This window comes from Propioniciclava sp. (genome assembly GCF_047602245.1).
Classification (GTDB): Bacteria; Actinomycetota; Actinomycetes; order Propionibacteriales; family Propionibacteriaceae; genus Propioniciclava.
Genome location: NZ_JASGHT010000001.1, coordinates 533,595 through 550,398 on the forward strand (window position 1 = coordinate 533,595; position 16,804 = coordinate 550,398).

17 protein-coding genes are annotated in these 16,804 nt (G+C 69.7%); 4 read left to right on the forward strand and 13 right to left on the reverse strand.

Features of this window, described 5'->3' with window-relative positions:
• From tgt to hrcA, 4 genes are read right to left on the reverse strand one after another with little or no spacing between them, the layout of a single operon-like run.
• Positions 1-1,245: a tRNA guanosine(34) transglycosylase Tgt gene (gene tgt, locus QM708_RS02545; RefSeq protein WP_415104078.1), complete on the reverse strand. Its 1,245-nt coding sequence runs from the start codon at positions 1,243-1,245 to the stop codon at positions 1-3.
• Complete coding sequence (locus tag QM708_RS02550) at positions 1,242-1,988, reverse strand: 16S rRNA (uracil(1498)-N(3))-methyltransferase (RefSeq protein ID WP_415104080.1); 747 nt, start codon at positions 1,986-1,988, stop codon at positions 1,242-1,244. The genes tgt and QM708_RS02550 overlap by 4 nt, the downstream gene beginning before the upstream one ends.
• A 28-nt stretch (positions 1,989-2,016) precedes the next feature.
• Positions 2,017-3,192, reverse strand: coding sequence for a molecular chaperone DnaJ (dnaJ, locus tag QM708_RS02555; protein WP_415104082.1), 1,176 nt, complete (start codon positions 3,190-3,192; stop codon positions 2,017-2,019).
• 18 nt (positions 3,193-3,210) lie between these two features.
• A complete protein-coding gene (hrcA, locus tag QM708_RS02560) occupies positions 3,211-4,227 on the reverse strand; it encodes a heat-inducible transcriptional repressor HrcA (protein ID WP_415104084.1) in 1,017 nt (338 codons plus the stop codon).
• An 89-nt stretch (positions 4,228-4,316) separates the two neighbouring features.
• On the opposite strand from hrcA, the gene QM708_RS02565 reads away from it, so the two are divergent.
• Positions 4,317-5,168 (forward strand): MBL fold metallo-hydrolase, encoded by an 852-nt coding sequence (locus QM708_RS02565; RefSeq protein WP_415104086.1) that lies wholly within the window; start codon positions 4,317-4,319, stop codon positions 5,166-5,168.
• 34 nt (positions 5,169-5,202) lie between these two features.
• On the opposite strand, the gene QM708_RS02570 is transcribed toward QM708_RS02565, so the two are convergent.
• Positions 5,203-5,964 carry an inositol monophosphatase family protein gene (locus QM708_RS02570; protein ID WP_415104088.1) on the reverse strand — a complete coding sequence of 254 codons (762 nt, stop codon included), beginning with the start codon at positions 5,962-5,964 and terminating at the stop codon, positions 5,203-5,205.
• A complete protein-coding gene (locus tag QM708_RS02575; RefSeq protein WP_415104090.1) occupies positions 5,964-6,824 on the reverse strand; it encodes a DUF3097 domain-containing protein in 861 nt (286 codons plus the stop codon). The genes QM708_RS02570 and QM708_RS02575 overlap by 1 nt, the downstream gene beginning before the upstream one ends.
• Before the next feature lie 241 nt (positions 6,825-7,065).
• Between QM708_RS02575 and pflB the strand changes: the two genes are divergently transcribed.
• Entirely contained in the window at positions 7,066-9,336 is a 2,271-nt protein-coding gene (pflB, locus tag QM708_RS02580; protein WP_415104092.1) for a formate C-acetyltransferase, read from the forward strand.
• On the forward strand, positions 9,333-10,217 hold the full coding sequence (pflA, locus tag QM708_RS02585; RefSeq protein ID WP_415104094.1) for a pyruvate formate-lyase-activating protein: 885 nt from the start codon (positions 9,333-9,335) through the stop codon (positions 10,215-10,217). Before pflB ends, pflA begins: the two co-directional genes overlap by 4 nt.
• A gap of 67 nt (positions 10,218-10,284) precedes the next feature.
• On the opposite strand, the gene QM708_RS02590 is transcribed toward pflA, so the two are convergent.
• The 5 genes from QM708_RS02590 to QM708_RS02610 all read right to left on the reverse strand — a co-directional run bounded on the left by QM708_RS02590 (position 10,285) and on the right by QM708_RS02610 (position 13,520).
• Positions 10,285-10,470, reverse strand: coding sequence for a hypothetical protein (locus QM708_RS02590; protein ID WP_415104096.1), 186 nt, complete (start codon positions 10,468-10,470; stop codon positions 10,285-10,287).
• The gene (locus QM708_RS02595) at positions 10,467-10,877 is read right to left on the reverse strand and encodes a hypothetical protein (RefSeq protein WP_415104098.1); all 411 of its coding nucleotides are present in this window, start codon (positions 10,875-10,877) and stop codon (positions 10,467-10,469) included. The genes QM708_RS02590 and QM708_RS02595 overlap by 4 nt, the downstream gene beginning before the upstream one ends.
• 59 nt (positions 10,878-10,936) lie before the next feature.
• Complete coding sequence (locus QM708_RS02600) at positions 10,937-11,761, reverse strand: aldo/keto reductase (protein ID WP_415104100.1); 825 nt, start codon at positions 11,759-11,761, stop codon at positions 10,937-10,939.
• A 207-nt stretch (positions 11,762-11,968) separates the two neighbouring features.
• Positions 11,969-13,183, reverse strand: a complete 1,215-nt coding sequence (gene hemW / locus QM708_RS02605) for a radical SAM family heme chaperone HemW (protein WP_415104102.1) — start codon at positions 13,181-13,183, stop codon at positions 11,969-11,971.
• 25 nt (positions 13,184-13,208) lie between these two features.
• The gene (locus tag QM708_RS02610) at positions 13,209-13,520 is read right to left on the reverse strand and encodes a YciI family protein (RefSeq protein WP_415104104.1); all 312 of its coding nucleotides are present in this window, start codon (positions 13,518-13,520) and stop codon (positions 13,209-13,211) included.
• A gap of 67 nt (positions 13,521-13,587) precedes the next feature.
• Between QM708_RS02610 and QM708_RS02615 the strand changes: the two genes are divergently transcribed.
• Complete coding sequence (locus QM708_RS02615; RefSeq protein WP_415104106.1) at positions 13,588-14,316, forward strand: rhomboid family intramembrane serine protease; 729 nt, start codon at positions 13,588-13,590, stop codon at positions 14,314-14,316.
• Between the two features lie 51 nt (positions 14,317-14,367).
• Here the strand turns inward: QM708_RS02615 and QM708_RS02620 are convergent, their stop codons facing one another.
• Both QM708_RS02620 and lepA read right to left on the reverse strand, forming a co-directional pair.
• Positions 14,368-14,844 carry a hypothetical protein gene (locus tag QM708_RS02620; protein WP_415104108.1) on the reverse strand — a complete coding sequence of 159 codons (477 nt, stop codon included), beginning with the start codon at positions 14,842-14,844 and terminating at the stop codon, positions 14,368-14,370.
• A gap of 20 nt (positions 14,845-14,864) precedes the next feature.
• Positions 14,865-16,697 carry a translation elongation factor 4 gene (gene lepA / locus QM708_RS02625; RefSeq protein ID WP_415104110.1) on the reverse strand — a complete coding sequence of 611 codons (1,833 nt, stop codon included), beginning with the start codon at positions 16,695-16,697 and terminating at the stop codon, positions 14,865-14,867.
• Positions 16,698-16,804: the final 107 nt, after the last annotated feature.

Genomic DNA, 16,804 nt, shown 5'->3' on the forward strand with positions numbered 1-16,804 from the left:
TCAGCGGCGGCGCGCGTAGAAGCGGCCGAGATAGGCGTCCCGGAACTCCTCGAAGCGATCCTGTTCGATCGAGGCGCGGATGTCGTCGACCAGCCGGACGGTGAACCGCTCGTTGTGGATGGTCGCCAGCGTGGCGCCCAGCATCTCCTTGGCCTTGAACAGGTGGTGCAGGTAGGCGCGGGTGTAGTGGGTGCAGGTGTAGCAGTCGCAGCCGTCCTCAATGGGCCCGAAATTCCGGCGGCTGGCCGCGGTGAGCAGGTTGTAGCGTCCGTCGGCGGTGTAGACCGCCGAGTTGCGGGCCACCCGGGACGGGTTGACGCAGTCGAAGGTGTCGGCGCCGTTGGCGATCGCGGCGAAGAAGTCGTCGGGCTCAGAGATGCCGAGCAGGTGTCGCGGCTTGTCGAACGGCAGTTCGTCGGCGCACCAGCCGACGATGGTGCCCAGGTTCTCCTTCTCCAGGGCGCCGCCGATGCCGAAGCCGTCGAAGCGGCGCCCGGACGCCTCGAGCTCGGCCAGCCCGCGGGCCGCCCGGCGGCGCAGGTCTTCGTATTGCGCGCCCTGCACCACCCCGAACAGCGCCTGGTAGGGACGATGGGTGCGCTCGCGGGTGAGTTCGTCGTGCGCGGCCAGGCAGCGCGCGGCCCAGCGGTGGGTCCGCTCGACGGATTCCTCCTGGTAGGCGCGGGTGTTCATCAAGGTGGTCAGCTCGTCGAAGGCGAAGATGATGTCGGCGCCGATCTCGTGCTGGACGCGCATGCTCACCTCGGGGGTGAAGCGGTGCAGGTCGCCATTGAGGTGGCTCTTGAAAGTCACCCCGTCCTCGTCGACGTGGGCGAGGCGCTCCTTGCCCTCGGCGATCACGTCGTCGTCGGCCACGCCCGCGGCGTCCATGGCCAGCACCTTCTTGAAGCCCACGCCCAGGCTCATCACCTGGAATCCGCCCGAGTCGGTGAAGGTCGGGCCCGGCCAGTTCATGAACGCGCCCAGGCCGCCCGCGGCGTCCACGATGTCAGAGCCCGGCTGCAGGTACAGGTGGTAGGCGTTGGCGAGCACGGCTTGGGCGCCGAGCTCGGACACCGCCTCGGGCGTGACCGCCTTGACGGTCGCCTTGGTGCCGACCGCGACGAAGGCGGGGGTGGCGATGTCGCCGTGCGGGGTGTGGATGACGCCGGTGCGGCCACGCCCACCGGGCAGGCGGACGCCGGGGGTGAACCCGAATCCCGGCGAAACCTCGGCGCCGCTCACTTGGCCTGCGTGATGCGGTGCTGGAGCGCCTGCAACTGCGCCAGGGCGACGACACCGGCGGTCGAGGTGCGCAACACGCCGTCGCTGACCAGCACCTGGCGGGCCCCGGCGGCCTCCAGGGTGGCCACCTCGTCGTCGGTCAGGCCGCCCTCGGGGCCGATGATGATCAGGATGTCGCCCTCGGCGGGCACGTCGACCCGGTTGAGCGACACCGCGGCGCCCTCGTGCAGCACGAACGCGGCGTCCATCTGCTCGATGAGCAGCACCAGTTCGCGGGTGGTCATCGGCGAGGTGACCACCGGCACCCGCAGGCGGCGGCTCTGCTTGGTCGCTTCGCGGACGGTGGAGCGCCAGCGGGCCAGCCCGCGCGCCTCGCGTTCGGGCGCCCAGCGCACGATCGAGCGGGCCGACTGCCACGGGATCACCCGGTCGACGCCCAGTTCGGTGAGCATCTCGATGGCCAGCTCGGACCGGTCGCCCTTCGCGAGCGCCTGCGCGGCGTGGTAGCGCACCGTCGCCCCTTCGGCGTGCAGCACTTGGGCGATCTCGAGGGTGACCGACGCCTTGTCGACGGCCGTCACCGGGCCCTTGATGCCGGTGCCGGCACCGTCGGCCACCATGATGGTCTCCCCCACGCGGATCCGCCGGACGGCGGCGGCGTGGCGGCCCTCGTCGCCGCCGAGGGTGAACGTGTCGCCCACCTGGGGGGAATCCAGGTCGGCCAGGAACAGCGCTTCGGTCATGGCTCCTCGTCGATTCGTGCGGTCGGGCTCAGTCGGCGAAGGCGTCCTTCAACCGGCTGAAGAAGCCCTTGGGGTTGGCTCCTCGCGACACCGTCGCCTCCGGACGGGATTCGCCGCGCGCCTCGGCGAGCTGCCGGAGCAGTTCGCGCTGGCGTTCGTCCAGACCTTCGGGCGTCTGCACCAACAGCGTAACGCCGAGTTCGCCTCGTCCGGCACCGCGCAGCCGCGGCACGCCGCGTCCGGCGATGACCAGGCGGGCACCGGACTGGGTGCCGGCGGGCACGACGAGCTGGACGCGGGCGTCCTCGGGCAGGGTTCCGTCGACCTCGGCCTCCAGGGTGTCGACCCAGACCTCGGTGCCGAGGGCGGCGGCGGTCATCGGCAGCCGGGCCACCATCTCGAGGTTGTCGCCCTCACGCTTGAATACTGGGTGCGGGCTCACCGACAACTCCACGTACAGGTCGCCGGCCGGGCCGCCGCCGGGCCCCACCTCGCCCTGGGAATCGAGATGGACCCGGTTGCCGGTGCTCACCCCGGCGGGAATCTTGACGTTGATGGTGCGGTGCGAGCGGACGCGGCCCTCACCGGAGCACTCACCGCACGGATGCGGGATCACGGTGCCGTAGCCGCGGCAGGACGGGCAGGGCTGCACGGTGCGGATGTCGCCCAGGAAGGAACGCTGCACGGTCTGCACGTCGCCGGCCCCGTGGCAGGTGGTGCAGGTGACCGGCTCGCCGCCATCGGCCGCACCGCGCCCCGAACAGGACGGGCACAGCACGGCGGTGTCGACGCGGATCGGCTTGGTGGTGCCGAACGCCGCCTCGGCGAGGGTGAGGTTGAGCCGGACCAGGGCGTCCTGGCCCTTGCGCACCCGGCTGCGCGGGCCGCGCGAGTTCTGCGCCCCGAACATGGCATCGAACAGGCCGCCGACGTCGAAGCCCTGCGCGCCACCGGGGAAGCCGAAGCCGCCCATGCCCGGGCCCCCGCCGCCGCGCAGCGGGTCGCCGCCCAGGTCGTACATCTGGCGCTTCTTGTCGTCGGACAGGACGGCGTACGCCTCGCCGATCTCCTTGAACTTCTCCGCGGACGCGGCGTCGTCGGCCACGTCGGGGTGATACTTCATCGCCAGTTTGCGGTACGCCTTCTTGATCTGGTCGGACGTCGCGTCCCGGGGCACACCGAGGGTTTCGTAGTAGTCGCTCAACGTGGTCCTTAGTTCTGGTCAGGCTTCAGCGAGGAATCGGCCCACGTAGCGCGCCACGGCGCGCACGGAGGCGATCGCGGACGGGTAGTCCATGCGGGTGGGACCGACGATCCCCAGGGTCGCGCGGCTCCCGGCGTCCGAACCATAGCCGGACGCCACCACCGATGTCGCGCGCAGCGGCTCGTAGTCGTTCTCGTGACCGATGCGCACCAGCACATCGTCGCGGGTGGTCGCCTCGCCGAGCAGGCGCAACAGCACCACCTGCTCTTCGAGGGCCTCCAGCACCGGCTTGACGGTGGTCTCGTAGGAGTCGCCGAACCGGGTCAGGTTCGGCACGCCGGCCACCGCGACCCGCGCGCTCGCGTCGTGGCCGACGATGTCGAGGACGGCCGCAGCCACCGAGGCGGCGAACACCGACCGGTGCGGCGGCACGGTCGCCGCGAAGGAGGCCAGCTTGTCGACGGCTTCGGCGGCGGTGCTGCCGATCAGGCGTTCGGCCAGGCGTCCGCGCACCTCGGCGATGTCGTCATCGGACGCCTCGGGCAGCCCGATCAGCCGCTGCTCGACCGCGCCGGCCGAGGTGACGCAGATCACCAGGCCCCGGTCGGCCGAAAGCCGGACGATCTCGACGTGGCGGATGGTGGAGGCCGACAGCACCGGGTACTGCACGATGGCGACCTGGTGGGTGATCTGGGCCAGCAACTGCACGGTGCGGCGGACGATGTCGTCCACATCGAGGGCACCGGTCATGAAGGTGGAGATCGCCCGGCGCTCGGCCGCGCTCAGCGGCTTGACCGCGCTCAGCCGGTCCACGAACAGCCGGTAGCCCTTGTCGGTGGGGATCCGGCAGGCCGAGGTGTGCGGCTGGGTGATGTAGCCCTCTTCCTCCAGCACCGCCATGTCGTTGCGGACGGTCGCCGGGGACACGTTCAGGTTGTGGCGCTCGACCAGCGCCTTCGAGCCGACGGGTTCGCGGCTGGAGACGTAGTCGGTGACGATCGCGCGCAGGATCGTGAGCTTGCGCTCGTCCAGCACCCCATCACCTCCTCGCATCATGCACACCCGCCTGGCACTCGTGCGGGCTGAGTGCCAGTCTAGTCCACCGCGCGGGATACAGTGAGCGGGTGGATTTCGCCCTGTCAGCCTTCTCAGCCGTCGCCGATCGCGTCTACGTCGCGGTCGCGCAACCCGCGGGGGTGAACATCGGGCTGGTCGTCGGCACCACCGGTGCGCTGCTCGTCGACACCGGCAGCTCGCCCGCCCAGGGCGCCGAGATCCGCCGCGCCGCCGCGGCGATCGCCGGCGAGGTGCCGCTCACCCATGTGGTGGTCACCCACGCCCACTACGACCACTGCTACGGCCTGGCCGCCTTCGACGGGCTCGTCACCCTCGCCCACCGCGATCTGGTCACGCTGCTGGAATCCGCGCCGCCGAGCGCCGAAGAATTGGCGCGCTTCGGCATGACGGACGCCGACCTGGCCCGGCCCACCCGCACGTTCGGGCTGGCCGCCGCACTCGACCTGGGCGACTGCCACCCCGAACTGCTGCACTTCGGCCGCGGGCACACCGATCATGATGTGACCATCGTCGTTCCCGAGCGGGGCGTCGCCTTCTTCGGCGACCTGCTCGAGTCGGCGGCACCGCCGGTGTGTGAGGCGGATTCCTGGCCGGCGGAATGGCCCAAGACCCTCGACGGCACCCTGGGCGCGCTGCGCCGCGGCTTCGTGGTGGTGCCCGGCCACGGCGAGCCGATGGACCGCGAGGCGGCCTTCATGCAGCGCGCCGAATTGCACTGGTACCACGACAAGGCCGTCGAGATCTACGACGCCGGCCAGAACGCGGCCGGCGCCTGGCGCGAGGACTGGCCGTGGCCGAAGGATCCCAGCGAGGCCTTCGTCGCGCAGGCGATCGCCCGGCTCGAGGCGTCCGGACGGCCGCGGAAGCGGAAGCGGTCGCTGACCTTGCACGTGCGCTGAGCGCCGGCCCTGTCCGGGTGGCTCGGTTCGGGGGTCAGGGGCGCAGGTCGCGCCCGAGCGCCTCGGCGACCTCGGCGGTGGCCCCGATGGCGAGCAGGCGTCCCTTCGCGGCCGCCGTGTAGGGCTGGCCGTCGGCGAGCGCGGTACCGCCGAGTTCGGTGACCATCAGGACGCCGGGCAGGTGATCCCACGGGTTGAGCGAGCGGTAGGCGAGACCGTCGAGTTCACCGCGCAACAAGGCGGGATAGTCGATCGCGCAGGATCCGCGGGTGGGCCGCAGGTCGGCGCCGGCGACGCGCTGGCCGGCCCCGCGCGGCCACACCGCCACCTGCCAGGGCCGGGTGGGCTCGGCGAGCGGTGCCATCGGCGTCCCGTTGTGTTCGACGCCGGCACCGAGTTCGGCGACGTAGAGGGCCTGATGCAGCGGCTGCCAGATCCATCCGCGCCGGGTCTGGCCCGCGCGGATCTCGGCGACCATGACGGCGAAGTCGGGATTGCCGGCGACGAAGTTGCGGGTGCCGTCGATCGGGTCGATCACCCAGGCGTGGTCGGCCTCGGCGAGCCCGCGGAGCAGGCCGGGGCGGCCGAAGACCGCCTCTTCGCCGACGACCAGCGCCTCGGGCGCGGACGCGTGCAGGGCGCGGGCCAGGGCGGCTTCGGCCTCGCGGTCGGCGACGGTGACCAGGTCGCCGGGGCGCTTGTAGATGATCTCGCTCTCGGTGAGCGCCTGGAACCGCGGCAGGATGAGGCGCTCGCACACGTCGGCGATCAGCGCCGATACGTCCTCGGTTTTCATCATGACTCCCGGTCGATGTGGTCGGCGGTGACGAAGTCGATCAGCTTCTCCACCTCGGTGAGCAGGCGAGGATCGAGGTCCTTCCATCCGCTCACCCGGGCGAGAATGCGCTTCCAGCCGGCGGCGACGTCGGCCTGGTCGGCGTGCGGCCAGCCCAGCGCGGCCAGCGTGCCCTTCTTCCAGTCGGTGCCGCGGGAAATGTCGGGCCAGGCGGTCAGCCCGAGGCGTTCGGGCTTGACGGCCGCCCAGATGTCGATGAAGCGGTGGCCGGTGACGAACACGTGCTCGCCGCTGACCTGCGCGACGATGCGGGATTCCTTCGAGCCGGGCACCAGGTGGTCGACGAGGACGCCGAGGCGGCGTCCTTTCGTCGGGGCGAAGGAGGTGACGATGGCGGGCAGGTCGTCGATGCCGCCCAGGTATTCGACGACGACGCCGACGTGGCGCAGGTCGGCGCCCCACACCCGTTCGACGAGTTCGGCGTCGTGGCGTCCTTCGACGTAGATCCGGCTGGGTAGGGCGACCTTCGCGGCCTGCGCCGGGCCCACCCGCGAGCCGGACGCCGTGTGCGTCCGGTTGTATTCCTGCGCCTGGTCGCGCGCGGTGGCCACCCGCGGGGGTGCGACCAACTCGACCGGTTTGCCGTCGATCCAGAAGTTGGGGCCGAACGGGAAGCTGCGCCGCTTGCCGCGGCGGTCTTCGAGCACGACGATGCCGTTGCCCCAGCTGACGACCGCCCCGACGAATCCCGAGGTGGGCTCCTCCAGCACCAGGTCGCGCCGCACGGGCGTCTTCACCGCGGTCGGCTTGCCGGCCTTGCGCCAGCCCGGGCTCAGTACGTCACGCGCGTATCGGTCCACCTGGGAAAGCTTAAGGCGCGCCGCGGCGTCCGCGGGGAGCGACAGGCGGTTGTCTTGCCGTTGCGCCACTTGCTTAGCACAGGCAATCCCACATTTCACCTGTCTCCTACATGTTGTAGGATGTGGGTTGAAGCGCTGGCCACACCCCGTTCGTGGTTCCTGAGATCACCCATCCCAGATTCCTGACAGCACCGGGGCGCAAGCCTGCCCTCGACCCATGACGCTGCATACAGGAGAACGCATGACGGCCTCGGCACCGACCCTCACCGAACACGATCGCGACGACGCTTGGGAAGGATTCGCCCCCGGCGCGTGGCAGCAGACCATCGACGTGCGCGACTTCATCCTGCGCAACTTCACCCCTTACACCGGTGATGCATCGTTCCTCTCGGGGCCGACCACCAAGACCCTCACCGTGTGGGAGACGCTGCAGCGCGATTACCTGTCCGTCGAGCGCGCCAAGCGCGTCTACGACGTGGACACCCACACCCCCGGTGACATCGACGCCTTCCCGGCCGGCTACATCTGCCCTGACGACGACGTGATCGTCGGCCTGCAGACCGACGTGCCGCTCAAGCGCGCCATGATCCCCAGCGGTGGCTGGCGCATGGTGGAGACCGCCATCAAGGAGGCCGGCCTGGAGCCCGACCAGCGGGTGAAGGAGATCTTCACCAAGTACCGCAAGACGCACAACGAGGCCGTCTTCGACATCTACACCCCGCGCATCCGCGCCGCCCGCAGTTCGCACCTGGTCACCGGCCTGCCGGACGCCTACGGTCGCGGCCGGATCATCGGCGACTACCGCCGCGTCGCGCTGTACGGCGTGGACCGCCTGATCGAGGCCAAGCAGGCCGACAAGGATGCGGTGGCCGACCAGCCGTTCAGCGAGAACTGGGCGCGCTACCGCGAGGAGCACGCCGAGCAGGTCAAGGCGCTGAAGAAGCTGAAGAACCTCGGCGAGACCTACGGGTTCGACCTGGGGCGTCCGGCGCGCACCTTCGTCGAAGCCGTGCAGTGGACCTACTTCGCCTACCTGGGTGCGGTGAAGAGCCAGGACGGTGCCGCGATGAGCATCGGCCGCCTGTCGGGCTTCTTCGACGTGTACGCCGAGCGTGACCTGGCCGCCGGGCTGCTCACCGAGGAGCGCGCTCAAGAGGTCATCGATGCCCTGGTCACCAAGCTGCGCATCGTCCGCTTCCTGCGCACCATCGACTACGACCAGATCTTCTCCGGCGACCCGTACTGGGCCACCTGGTCCGACGGCGGCTTCGCCAACGACGGCCGCACCCTGGTCACCAAGACGTCGTTCCGCCTGCTGCAGACGCTGCGCAACCTGGGCCCGGCCCCGGAGCCGAACATCACCATCTACTGGGACGCCGCGCTGCCGGCCGGCTACAAGGAGTTCTGCTCGCTGATCTCGATCGAGACCTCGGCGATCCAATACGAATCGGACTCCGAGATCCGCGCCCACTGGGGCGACGACACCGGCATCGCCTGCTGCGTCTCGCCGATGGCGATCGGCAAGCAGATGCAGTTCTTCGGCGCTCGCCTCAACAGCGCCAAGGCGCTGCTGTACGCCATCAACGGTGGCCGCGACGAGATGAGCGGCAAGCAGATCGTGAAGGGCTTCGAGCCGCTGACCGGCGACGAGCCGCTCGACTTCGACACCGTGTGGGCCAAGTACGACGAGATGCTCACCTGGTCGGTCGAGACCTACGTCGAGGCGCTGAACATCATCCACTACAGCCACGACAAGTACGCCTACGAGGCGATCGAGATGGCGCTGCACGACGACGAGATCGTCCGGACGATGGGCTGCGGCATCGCGGGCCTGTCGATCGTGGCCGACTCGCTGTCGGCGATCAAGTACGCGACCGTCACCCCGGTGCGCGACGACTCCGGCCTGGTGGTGGACTACATCACCGAGGGCGAGTTCCCGCGCTACGGCAACGATGACGACCGTGCCGACGACATCGCTCGCCTGGTGGTCAAGACGGTGATGAACAAGATCCGCAAGCTCAAGCTGTACCGCGACGCGATCCCGACCCAGTCGGTGCTGACGATCACCTCGAACGTCGTGTACGGCAAGGCGACCGGCTCGTTCCCGTCCGGGCACCGCGCGGGCACCCCGTTCGCTCCGGGCGCGAACCCGGCCAACGGCGCCGACACCCACGGCATGCTGGCCTCCATGATGAGCGTCGGCAAGCTCGAGTACGACGATGCGCTGGACGGCATCTCGCTGACCAACACCATCACCCCGCCCGCGCTCGGCCGCACCGAGCAGGAGCGGATCTCGAACCTGGTCGGCATCCTGGACGCCGGCATGGGCGAAGGGCTCTACCACGCCAACATCAACGTGCTCAATCGCGAGACGCTGCTGGATGCGATGGAGAACCCCGAGAACTACCCGCAGCTGACCATCCGGGTCTCCGGCTACGCGGTCAACTTCGTGAAGCTCACCCGTGAGCAGCAGCTCGACGTGCTGTCGCGGACCTTCCACGAGGCGCTGTGACCTTGAGCGACATCGCGGTGGGGAGGGTGGCTCCGGGCTCGTGCCCCGGGGACGCCCTCCCGCCCGCCCCGCCGGTGCGGGCGTCCATGCTGGGCGGTATTCCCACCGCCGATCACCTGTCCCGCTCCGAGCTGCTGCTCGGCCAGCGCACCGGCGAGGTCGGCTCGGTGCATTCCTGGGAGCTGGTCACTGCGGTGGACGGCCCGGGCACCCGGATGACGACCTTCCTGGCCGGCTGCCCGCTGCGCTGCCTGTACTGCCACAACCCCGACACGATGACCGCGCGCAACGGCGTCCCGGTACTCGCCGACGACCTGCTGGCGCGGATCAAGCGCTACCGGGGCGTGTTCCGGGCCACGGGCGGCGGCATCACCCTCTCGGGCGGCGAGGTGCTGATGCAGCCGGCGTTCGCGCGCCGGATCCTGCGCGGCGCCAAACAGTGGGGCATCCACACCGCGCTGGACACCTCGGGCTTCCTCGGCGCCAACGCCGACGACGATCTGCTGGCCGATGTCGATCTGGTGCTGCTGGACGTCAAGGCCGGCGACGAGGCGACCTACCACCGGGTGACCGGACGCCGCCTCGCCCCCACTCTGGAGTTCGGGCGGCGGCTATCGGATCTGGGCATCGAGACCTGGATCCGCTTCGTGCTGGTGCCGGGACTGACCGACAACCCCGACACGGTCGCGCCGATCGCCGACTACGCGGCCTCGCTGGCCACCGTCTCGCGCGTCGAGGTGCTGCCGTTCCATCAGATGGGCCGCGACAAGTGGGCCGATCTCGGGTTGACCTACGAACTGGACGACACCGCTCCCCCGTCGCCGGAACTCGTCGAGTCGACGCGCGCCATCTTCCGCGAGCGCGGGCTCACCGCGTACTGACCCGGCCGCGGGGTATCGGCGTCCCGTTCGCCGGAGATGGGGTGTCCGTCGGCTGAAGCGGCGTCCGTCAGCTGAAGATGTAGAACGGCAGGCAGAACAGCGCGAAGGCGACGAACGCGGCGAACAGCGCGATCGTGATCACGCCCTGCATCACGTAGTTGGGTTCGGGTTCGGCGTCCTCGACGGCGTCCGTATCGTCGACCTCGGCCGGCGGAACCGCGTGGATATCGTGCTTGCTGTTGTCGAGGGTCATGCGCCGGCCACCCATCGCGCGATGTCGGCATAGAGGGCCACCGCCAGGATCGCGAACACGATCGCCATGAACCAGGTGTACATCCACCGGGATCGGTGATCGGAGATCCAGAAGCGCCGGACGCTGACGATGCCGTTGACGACCGCGATCACGCACAAGGCGATGCCGATCGGCGCGGCGAGCACGCCGGCGAAGGCGAGCACCGGCACCAGGATCGGGATCAGCACGTAGCTGATCAGGCAGCGGATGCCCGAGATCACCAGCGAGTAGCGGAACGCCTTGTGGGCGTCGCCGATCGCCTTGGTGTCGGTCGCGTTCACCCGCAGCAGGCGGCGCATGAACCGGTCGGCCGCGCTGCGCTCACGGGTGTCCGATGTCTGCACTGCCGCCGCCGTCTCGACCGCCATGGCCATCCCTTCCCGCTCGGGAACCTGTTCTGGACAAGCCTAGCGTCAGCGGCTCCGCCTCACGGCCATTCGACGTGATCGGGGTGACTTCCGGTGCGCTCATCGCGGTTGAGCCCATCCAGCGCGGCGGCGTCGGCGGCGTCCAGGTCGATCGTGGTGGCGGCCAGGTTCTCGGCGAGCCGGCCGGGATGGGTCGATTTGGGGAACACCACGTCGCCGCGCCGCAGATGCCAGGCCAGCACGACCTGCGCGGGCGTCGCACCGAGGCGGGCAGCGATCCCTTCGACGACCGGGTCGTCCAGCACCTTGCCGCGGGCCAGCGGAGACCAGGCCTCGGTGACGATGCCGAGACCGGCGTGCAGGGCGCGCAGCGGATCCTGGCTGAGGTAGGGGTGGATCTCGACCTGGTTCACCGCGGGCGTCACCCCGGTCGCGTCGATGATCCGGCGCAGGTGATCGGGCTGGAAGTTCGACACACCGATCGCGCGGGCGCGTCCGGTTGCGGCGATCTCGATGAGGGTGGCCCAGGTGGCGACGTAGTCGGTGCTGTGCGCGAGCGGCCAGTGGATCAGGTACAGGTCGACCTGATCGAGTTGCAGGGCGTCCAGGGAACGCTCGAACGCCGCGCGGGCGGCGTCCGGGTCATGATCGGGATTGTTCAGCTTGGTGGTGACGAACACGTCGTCACGGGCCAGTCCGGACGCCGCCAGAGCCAGCCCGACCTCGCGCTCGTTGCCGTACATGGCCGCGGTGTCGACATGCCGGTAGCCGAGTTCAAGCGCCGCCTCGACCGTCCGCTGAGTCTGCTCGGGCGCGAGCTTGTAGGTGCCCAGCCCGAACTGCGGAATGGAGGTGCCGCCACGCAACGGAATCGAACGAACCATGCGTCCAGGCTAGTGCGACGGGGGCCGAGTTCGTCCGGATCGAGGCGTCCGTCGCAAGGATCGACCACTCAACGGGCCTTGGGTGCCCCGCAACCGGCGTCGAGTGGCTGACTTTTGCGAAGGGCCTCCCATCGTCGGCCGATGAGTCGTTTGTAGCACTCGCGGGCTCTCGAGCCCCTTTTACACGCGTCGAGTGCTACAAACGACTCAGCCCAGCAGGTCGCGCACGGCGGCGTCGACGAAGAGGCGTCCTTCGTGGGTCACCACGACCCGGTCGCCGCGGGTCTCCAGCCAGCCGCGGCCGATGATCTCGGGCAGGCGTCCGCGTTCGGCGTCGGTGAGCACCGCCAGCGGCATGCCCTCGGCCAGGCGCAGTTCCAGCAGGATGCGCTCGACGTGGCGGTCGTCATCGCCGAGGCGCTCGCGGCCCGCGGCCGGGGAGTGCCGCTGGGACAAGCGGGTGGCGTAGCTGCGCGGGTGTTTGACGTTCCAGAACCGGACGCCGCCGATGTGGCTGTGCGCGCCCGGGCCGAAGCCCCACCAGTCGTCGCCGCGCCAATAGGCCAGGTTGTGCCAGCATTCGTGCCCGGGGCGCGCCCAGTTCGACACCTCGTACCAGGCCAGCCCGGACGCCGAGAGCAGCGAGTCGGCCAGCTCGTACTTGTCGGCCAGGTCGTCCTCGTCGGGCAACGGCACCTCGCCGCGACGGACCCGGGCGGCGAAGCGGGTGCCGTCCTCGACGATGAGCGAGTAGGCCGACAGATGGTCGGGTTCGGCCGCCAAGGCGGACTCCAGCGAGGTGCGCCAGTCGGCGACCGACTCCCCCGGCGTCCCGTAGATCAGGTCGAGGCTCACCGATGCGAAGCCGGCCTCGCGCGCCCACCGGACGGCGTCGCGCGCGCGTCCGGGCGTGTGCGTGCGCTCCAGCAGGCGCAGCACGTGCGGCACCGCGCTCTGCATGCCGAACGAGATCCGGGTGAAGCCGGCCTCGCGCAGCCGTGCCAGCGACGCGGGCGTCACCGAATCCGGGTTGGCCTCGGTGGTCACCTCGGCGTCCGGTGCCAGGCCGAAGGTGTCGCGCAACGCGGCGAGCAGCCCCCCGAGCTCGGACGCCTCCAGCAACGTCGGCGTCCCCCCGCCGAAGAACACCGTCGACAGCGGTGGCGCCTCGCCCAGCACCCGGCGAGCCAGGCCGATCTCGGCGGCGACGGCGTCCAGGTAGTCGGCGCGCGACGCCCCCGGTGCCGCGCCCAGCTCAGCCGCGGTGTAGGTGTTGAAGTCGCAGTAGCCGCACCGGGAGGCGCAGAACGGGACGTGCACGTACGCCGACAATCGGCGGCCTGCCACTCCGGCCAGAGCGGACGCCGGCAGCGACCCGTCCTCGGGCGCGGGTTCACCCTCGGGCAGGGCGGACGGGCTCACCCGGCGCTCCGGGCGTCCGCTGGAATCACAGGCGGTCGGCCAGCGACGCGTGCCAGGAACCCATCACCGGCGACCAGCCGCGCACCTGCACCCGCTCGACCAGGCCGTTGACCTGGAAGGGATCCGAGGACAGGAACTCCAAGACATCCTCGACGTTCTCGGCCTGGACCAGGATCAGCGCGCCGTCGGACTGGCCGACGCCGGCCGCGAACGGCCCGGACAGCACGACCTCCGCCTTCTCCCCCGGGGTCCCGAGGTAGGCGCGGTGGTGCGGGCGATGCTCGTCGCGCGCGGCGGTGTCGTCGGTGTAGGTGTACTGCACGGCGAAGATGCTCATACCCGCCATCCTAAGGCGACGCGTGGACGCTTTCCGGGCGCTTGCCTGATCCCGGCACACTGGAAGCATGACGCAGCAGCCTCCTGGATACGGCCCGAGCGGTCAGCCACCCCACGTGCGCTGGACGCCTCCGCCTCCGCAGGGCTACCAGCCTCCGCCGGGTTACCCGCCCCCCGGCTACCCGCAGCCCGTTCCCGTCGCGCCGCTGGCGCCGCTCGCGCCCGCCAAGCCGACCTTCGGGAGCGCGCTGTTCTTCGTCGGCGGCCTGCTGGCGCTGATGTGGGCCGTCGAGACGGTCGACTTCCTCATGGCGGGCGCTCTCGACTCCTACGGCATCCTCCCTCGCCGGATCGACCGCCTGCCTGCGGTTCTGGTCGCCCCCTTGCTGCATTTCGGCTTCGGGCATCTGATGGCGAACAGCCTGCCGTTCCTCGCGCTGGGCACGCTCACCCGCATGGCCGGACGCCGCGAGTTCTGGCTCGCCACGCTGTGCGCCGTGCTCGGCTCGGGCCTGGGCGCGTGGCTGCTCGGCCCACCGCGCAGCATCACCGCCGGGGCGTCCGGGGTGATCTTCGGATGGCTGGTGTTCCTGCTCGTCCGCGGGCTCATCGCGCGCAACTGGAAGCAGATTCTGCTCGCCGCCGTCGTCTTCGGCTTCTTCGGCGGCATGCTGTGGGGTGTGTTCCCCACGGTGCCGGGTGTCAGTTGGCAGGCGCACCTGGGTGGCGCCGTGGGCGGCCTCCTGGCCGCCTGGGTGGTGGGCGGACGCCCCAAGCCGCGAGCGCTCACCCGCTGACCTCATCGCCCGGTTCTCGTCCGCCGAGTATCTGGATGCCGCCCGGGGTACTCACCGACGAAGGGTCTCCCACGAACGATCCTGGGACGCCCTCTCGATCTCGGCGACGTACTGGCGCATGCCGAATCGCAGGTCAGGCAGATCGACGGCCTTGCCCGGCCATTCGGGATCGACGTCGACTTCGTTGGCCACGGGTGAGTCGAAGACGCCCACCACGTTCCGGAAGTCCACCCAGTGCACGTACTCCCCGTCCTCGGACGCGACGATCACCGGCGCGATCGATCCGCAGCCGGCGACGCCGCAGGAACAGCGATAGACCGCCACCCGGCGTCCGCCAACAACAGGAAGCAACGGCCAATCCGGGCCGAGGATCTCCTCGGGGGCAAAGCCGATCCCCTCCGGCGCGACCACACCGAACAGATCGCGACCGTTCACGAGAAACCGGACGACGGGCTCGTCGGAATCATCGGTGTCGACCCACAAGGTCAACCCCGACACAGGACCGCCACGCGGCAAGAAGTCAGCCACGGATGCAGCGTAGCTGTCGGCTACTTGGTCTCTCGGGCCTCGCCGGTCGACAGGGCCGCCACGAACGCCTCTTGGGGGACCTCGACGCGTCCGACCATCTTCATCCGCTTCTTGCCCTCCTTCTGCTTTTCCAGCAGCTTGCGCTTGCGGCTGATGTCGCCGCCGTAGCACTTGGCGAGGACGTCCTTGCGGATGGCGCGCACGGTTTCGCGGGCGATGACGCGTGAGCCGATCGCGGCCTGGATGGGCACCTCGAACTGCTGGCGCGGGATGAGTTCCTTGAGCTTCTTCGCCATCGCCAGGCCGTAGGAGTAGGCGGCGTCGGTGTGCACGATCGAGCTGAAGGCGTCCACGGGTTCGCCGTGCAGCAGGATGTCGACCTTGACCAGCTTGGCTTTCTGCTCGCCGTCTTCTTCGTAGTCGAGGCTCGCGTAGCCCTTGGTGCGGCTCTTGAGGGCATCGAAGAAGTCGAAGACGATCTCGGCCAGCGGCAGCGTGTAGCGGATCTCGACGCGGTCGGAGCTGAGGTAGTCCATGCCGGTCTGGGTTCCGCGGCGCTGCTGGCACAACTCCAAGATGGTGCCGATGTAGTCGCTGGGGCTCAGGATGGTGGCCTTGACGACCGGCTCCCAGATCTCGGCGACCTTGCCCTCGGGGAATTCGCTCGGGTTGGTCACCGTGTGCTGGGAGCCGTCCTCCATCACGACGCGGTAGACGACGTTGGGCGCGGTCGAGATCAGGTCGAGGTTGAACTCGCGCTCCAGCCGTTCCCGGACGATCTCCATGTGCAGCAGGCCGAGGAAGCCGATCCGGAAACCGAAGCCGAGCGCACCGGAGGTTTCCGGCTCGTAGGTGAGCGCGGCGTCGTTGAGTTGCAGCTTCTCCAAGGCCTCGCGGAGTTCGGGGAAGTCGGCTCCGTCGATCGGGTACAGGCCGGCGTACACCATCGGGTTGGGGTGCTTGTAGCCACCCAGCGCATCGGACGCCGACTTGTACTGCCCGGTGACGGTGTCACCGACCCGGCTTTGGCGGACGTCCTTCACCCCGGTGATCAGGTAGCCCACCTCGCCGACGCCGAGCGCCTTCGCGGGCTTGGGTTCAGGCGAGATGACGCCGACCTCGAGCACCTCGTGGGTGGCTTTGGTGGACATCATCAGGATGCGCTCACGATGGTTCAGCTGGCCGTCGACGACGCGGACATAGGTGACCACACCACGGTAGGTGTCGTAGACCGAGTCGAAGATCAGGGCGCGCGCGGGGGCGTCCGCCTTGCCTTCGGGCGGCGGCACCTGGGCGACGATCGCGTCCAGCAGTTCACGGACGCCGGCGCCGGTCTTGCCGGACACCTGGAAGACGTCGTCGGGATCGCAACCGACCAGGTTGGCGAGTTCCTCGGCGTACTTCTCGGGCTGCGCGCTGGGCAGGTCGATCTTGTTGAGCACCGGGATGATGTGCAGGTCGGCGCCCATCGCCAGGTACAGGTTGGCCAGGGTTTGGGCTTCGATGCCCTGGGCGGCGTCCACGAGCAGGATCGCGCCCTCGCAGGCGGCCAGCGATCGCGACACCTCATAGGTGAAGTCGACGTGACCGGGGGTGTCGATCATGTTGAGCACGTAGTCGGTGCCCTCGACGTTCCACGGCATGCGGACGGCTTGGGACTTGATGGTGATACCGCGCTCGCGCTCGATGTCCATCCGGTCGAGGTATTGGGCGCGCATCGACCGGTCGTCGACGACGCCGGTGAGCTGCAGCATGCGATCGGCCAGCGTCGACTTGCCGTGGTCGATGTGCGCGATGATGCAGAAGTTGCGGATGATCGGCGGGGGTGTGGTGCCGGGCTGCGGCGTGCTCACGCGCGTTCCCTCTCGTCCAGGACTGGCCGGCGCTCGCCGATCAGCGTTCGGGTACGGCGCGACGTCGCCCCGGCACACTCAGGTGCGGGGGCGACGTCGCGGAGTTC

What these genes read in the sequence shown, in the direction of transcription:
- QM708_RS02550 (WP_415104080.1), bottom strand. Translation starts at nt 1,988, where the DNA reads ATGACCGAAGCGCTGTTCCTGGCCGACCTGGATTCCCCCCAGGTGGGC.
- QM708_RS02595 (WP_415104098.1), bottom strand. Translation starts at nt 10,877, where the DNA reads ATGGCGGTCGAGACGGCGGCGGCAGTGCAGACATCGGACACCCGTGAG.
- QM708_RS02590 (WP_415104096.1), bottom strand. Translation starts at nt 10,470, where the DNA reads ATGACCCTCGACAACAGCAAGCACGATATCCACGCGGTTCCGCCGGCC.
- QM708_RS02615 (WP_415104106.1), top strand. Translation starts at nt 13,588, where the DNA reads ATGACGCAGCAGCCTCCTGGATACGGCCCGAGCGGTCAGCCACCCCAC.
- QM708_RS02600 (WP_415104100.1), bottom strand. Translation starts at nt 11,761, where the DNA reads ATGGTTCGTTCGATTCCGTTGCGTGGCGGCACCTCCATTCCGCAGTTC.
- QM708_RS02570 (WP_415104088.1), bottom strand. Translation starts at nt 5,964, where the DNA reads ATGAAAACCGAGGACGTATCGGCGCTGATCGCCGACGTGTGCGAGCGC.
- pflB (WP_415104092.1), top strand. Translation starts at nt 7,066, where the DNA reads ATGACGGCCTCGGCACCGACCCTCACCGAACACGATCGCGACGACGCT.
- QM708_RS02610 (WP_415104104.1), bottom strand. Translation starts at nt 13,520, where the DNA reads ATGAGCATCTTCGCCGTGCAGTACACCTACACCGACGACACCGCCGCG.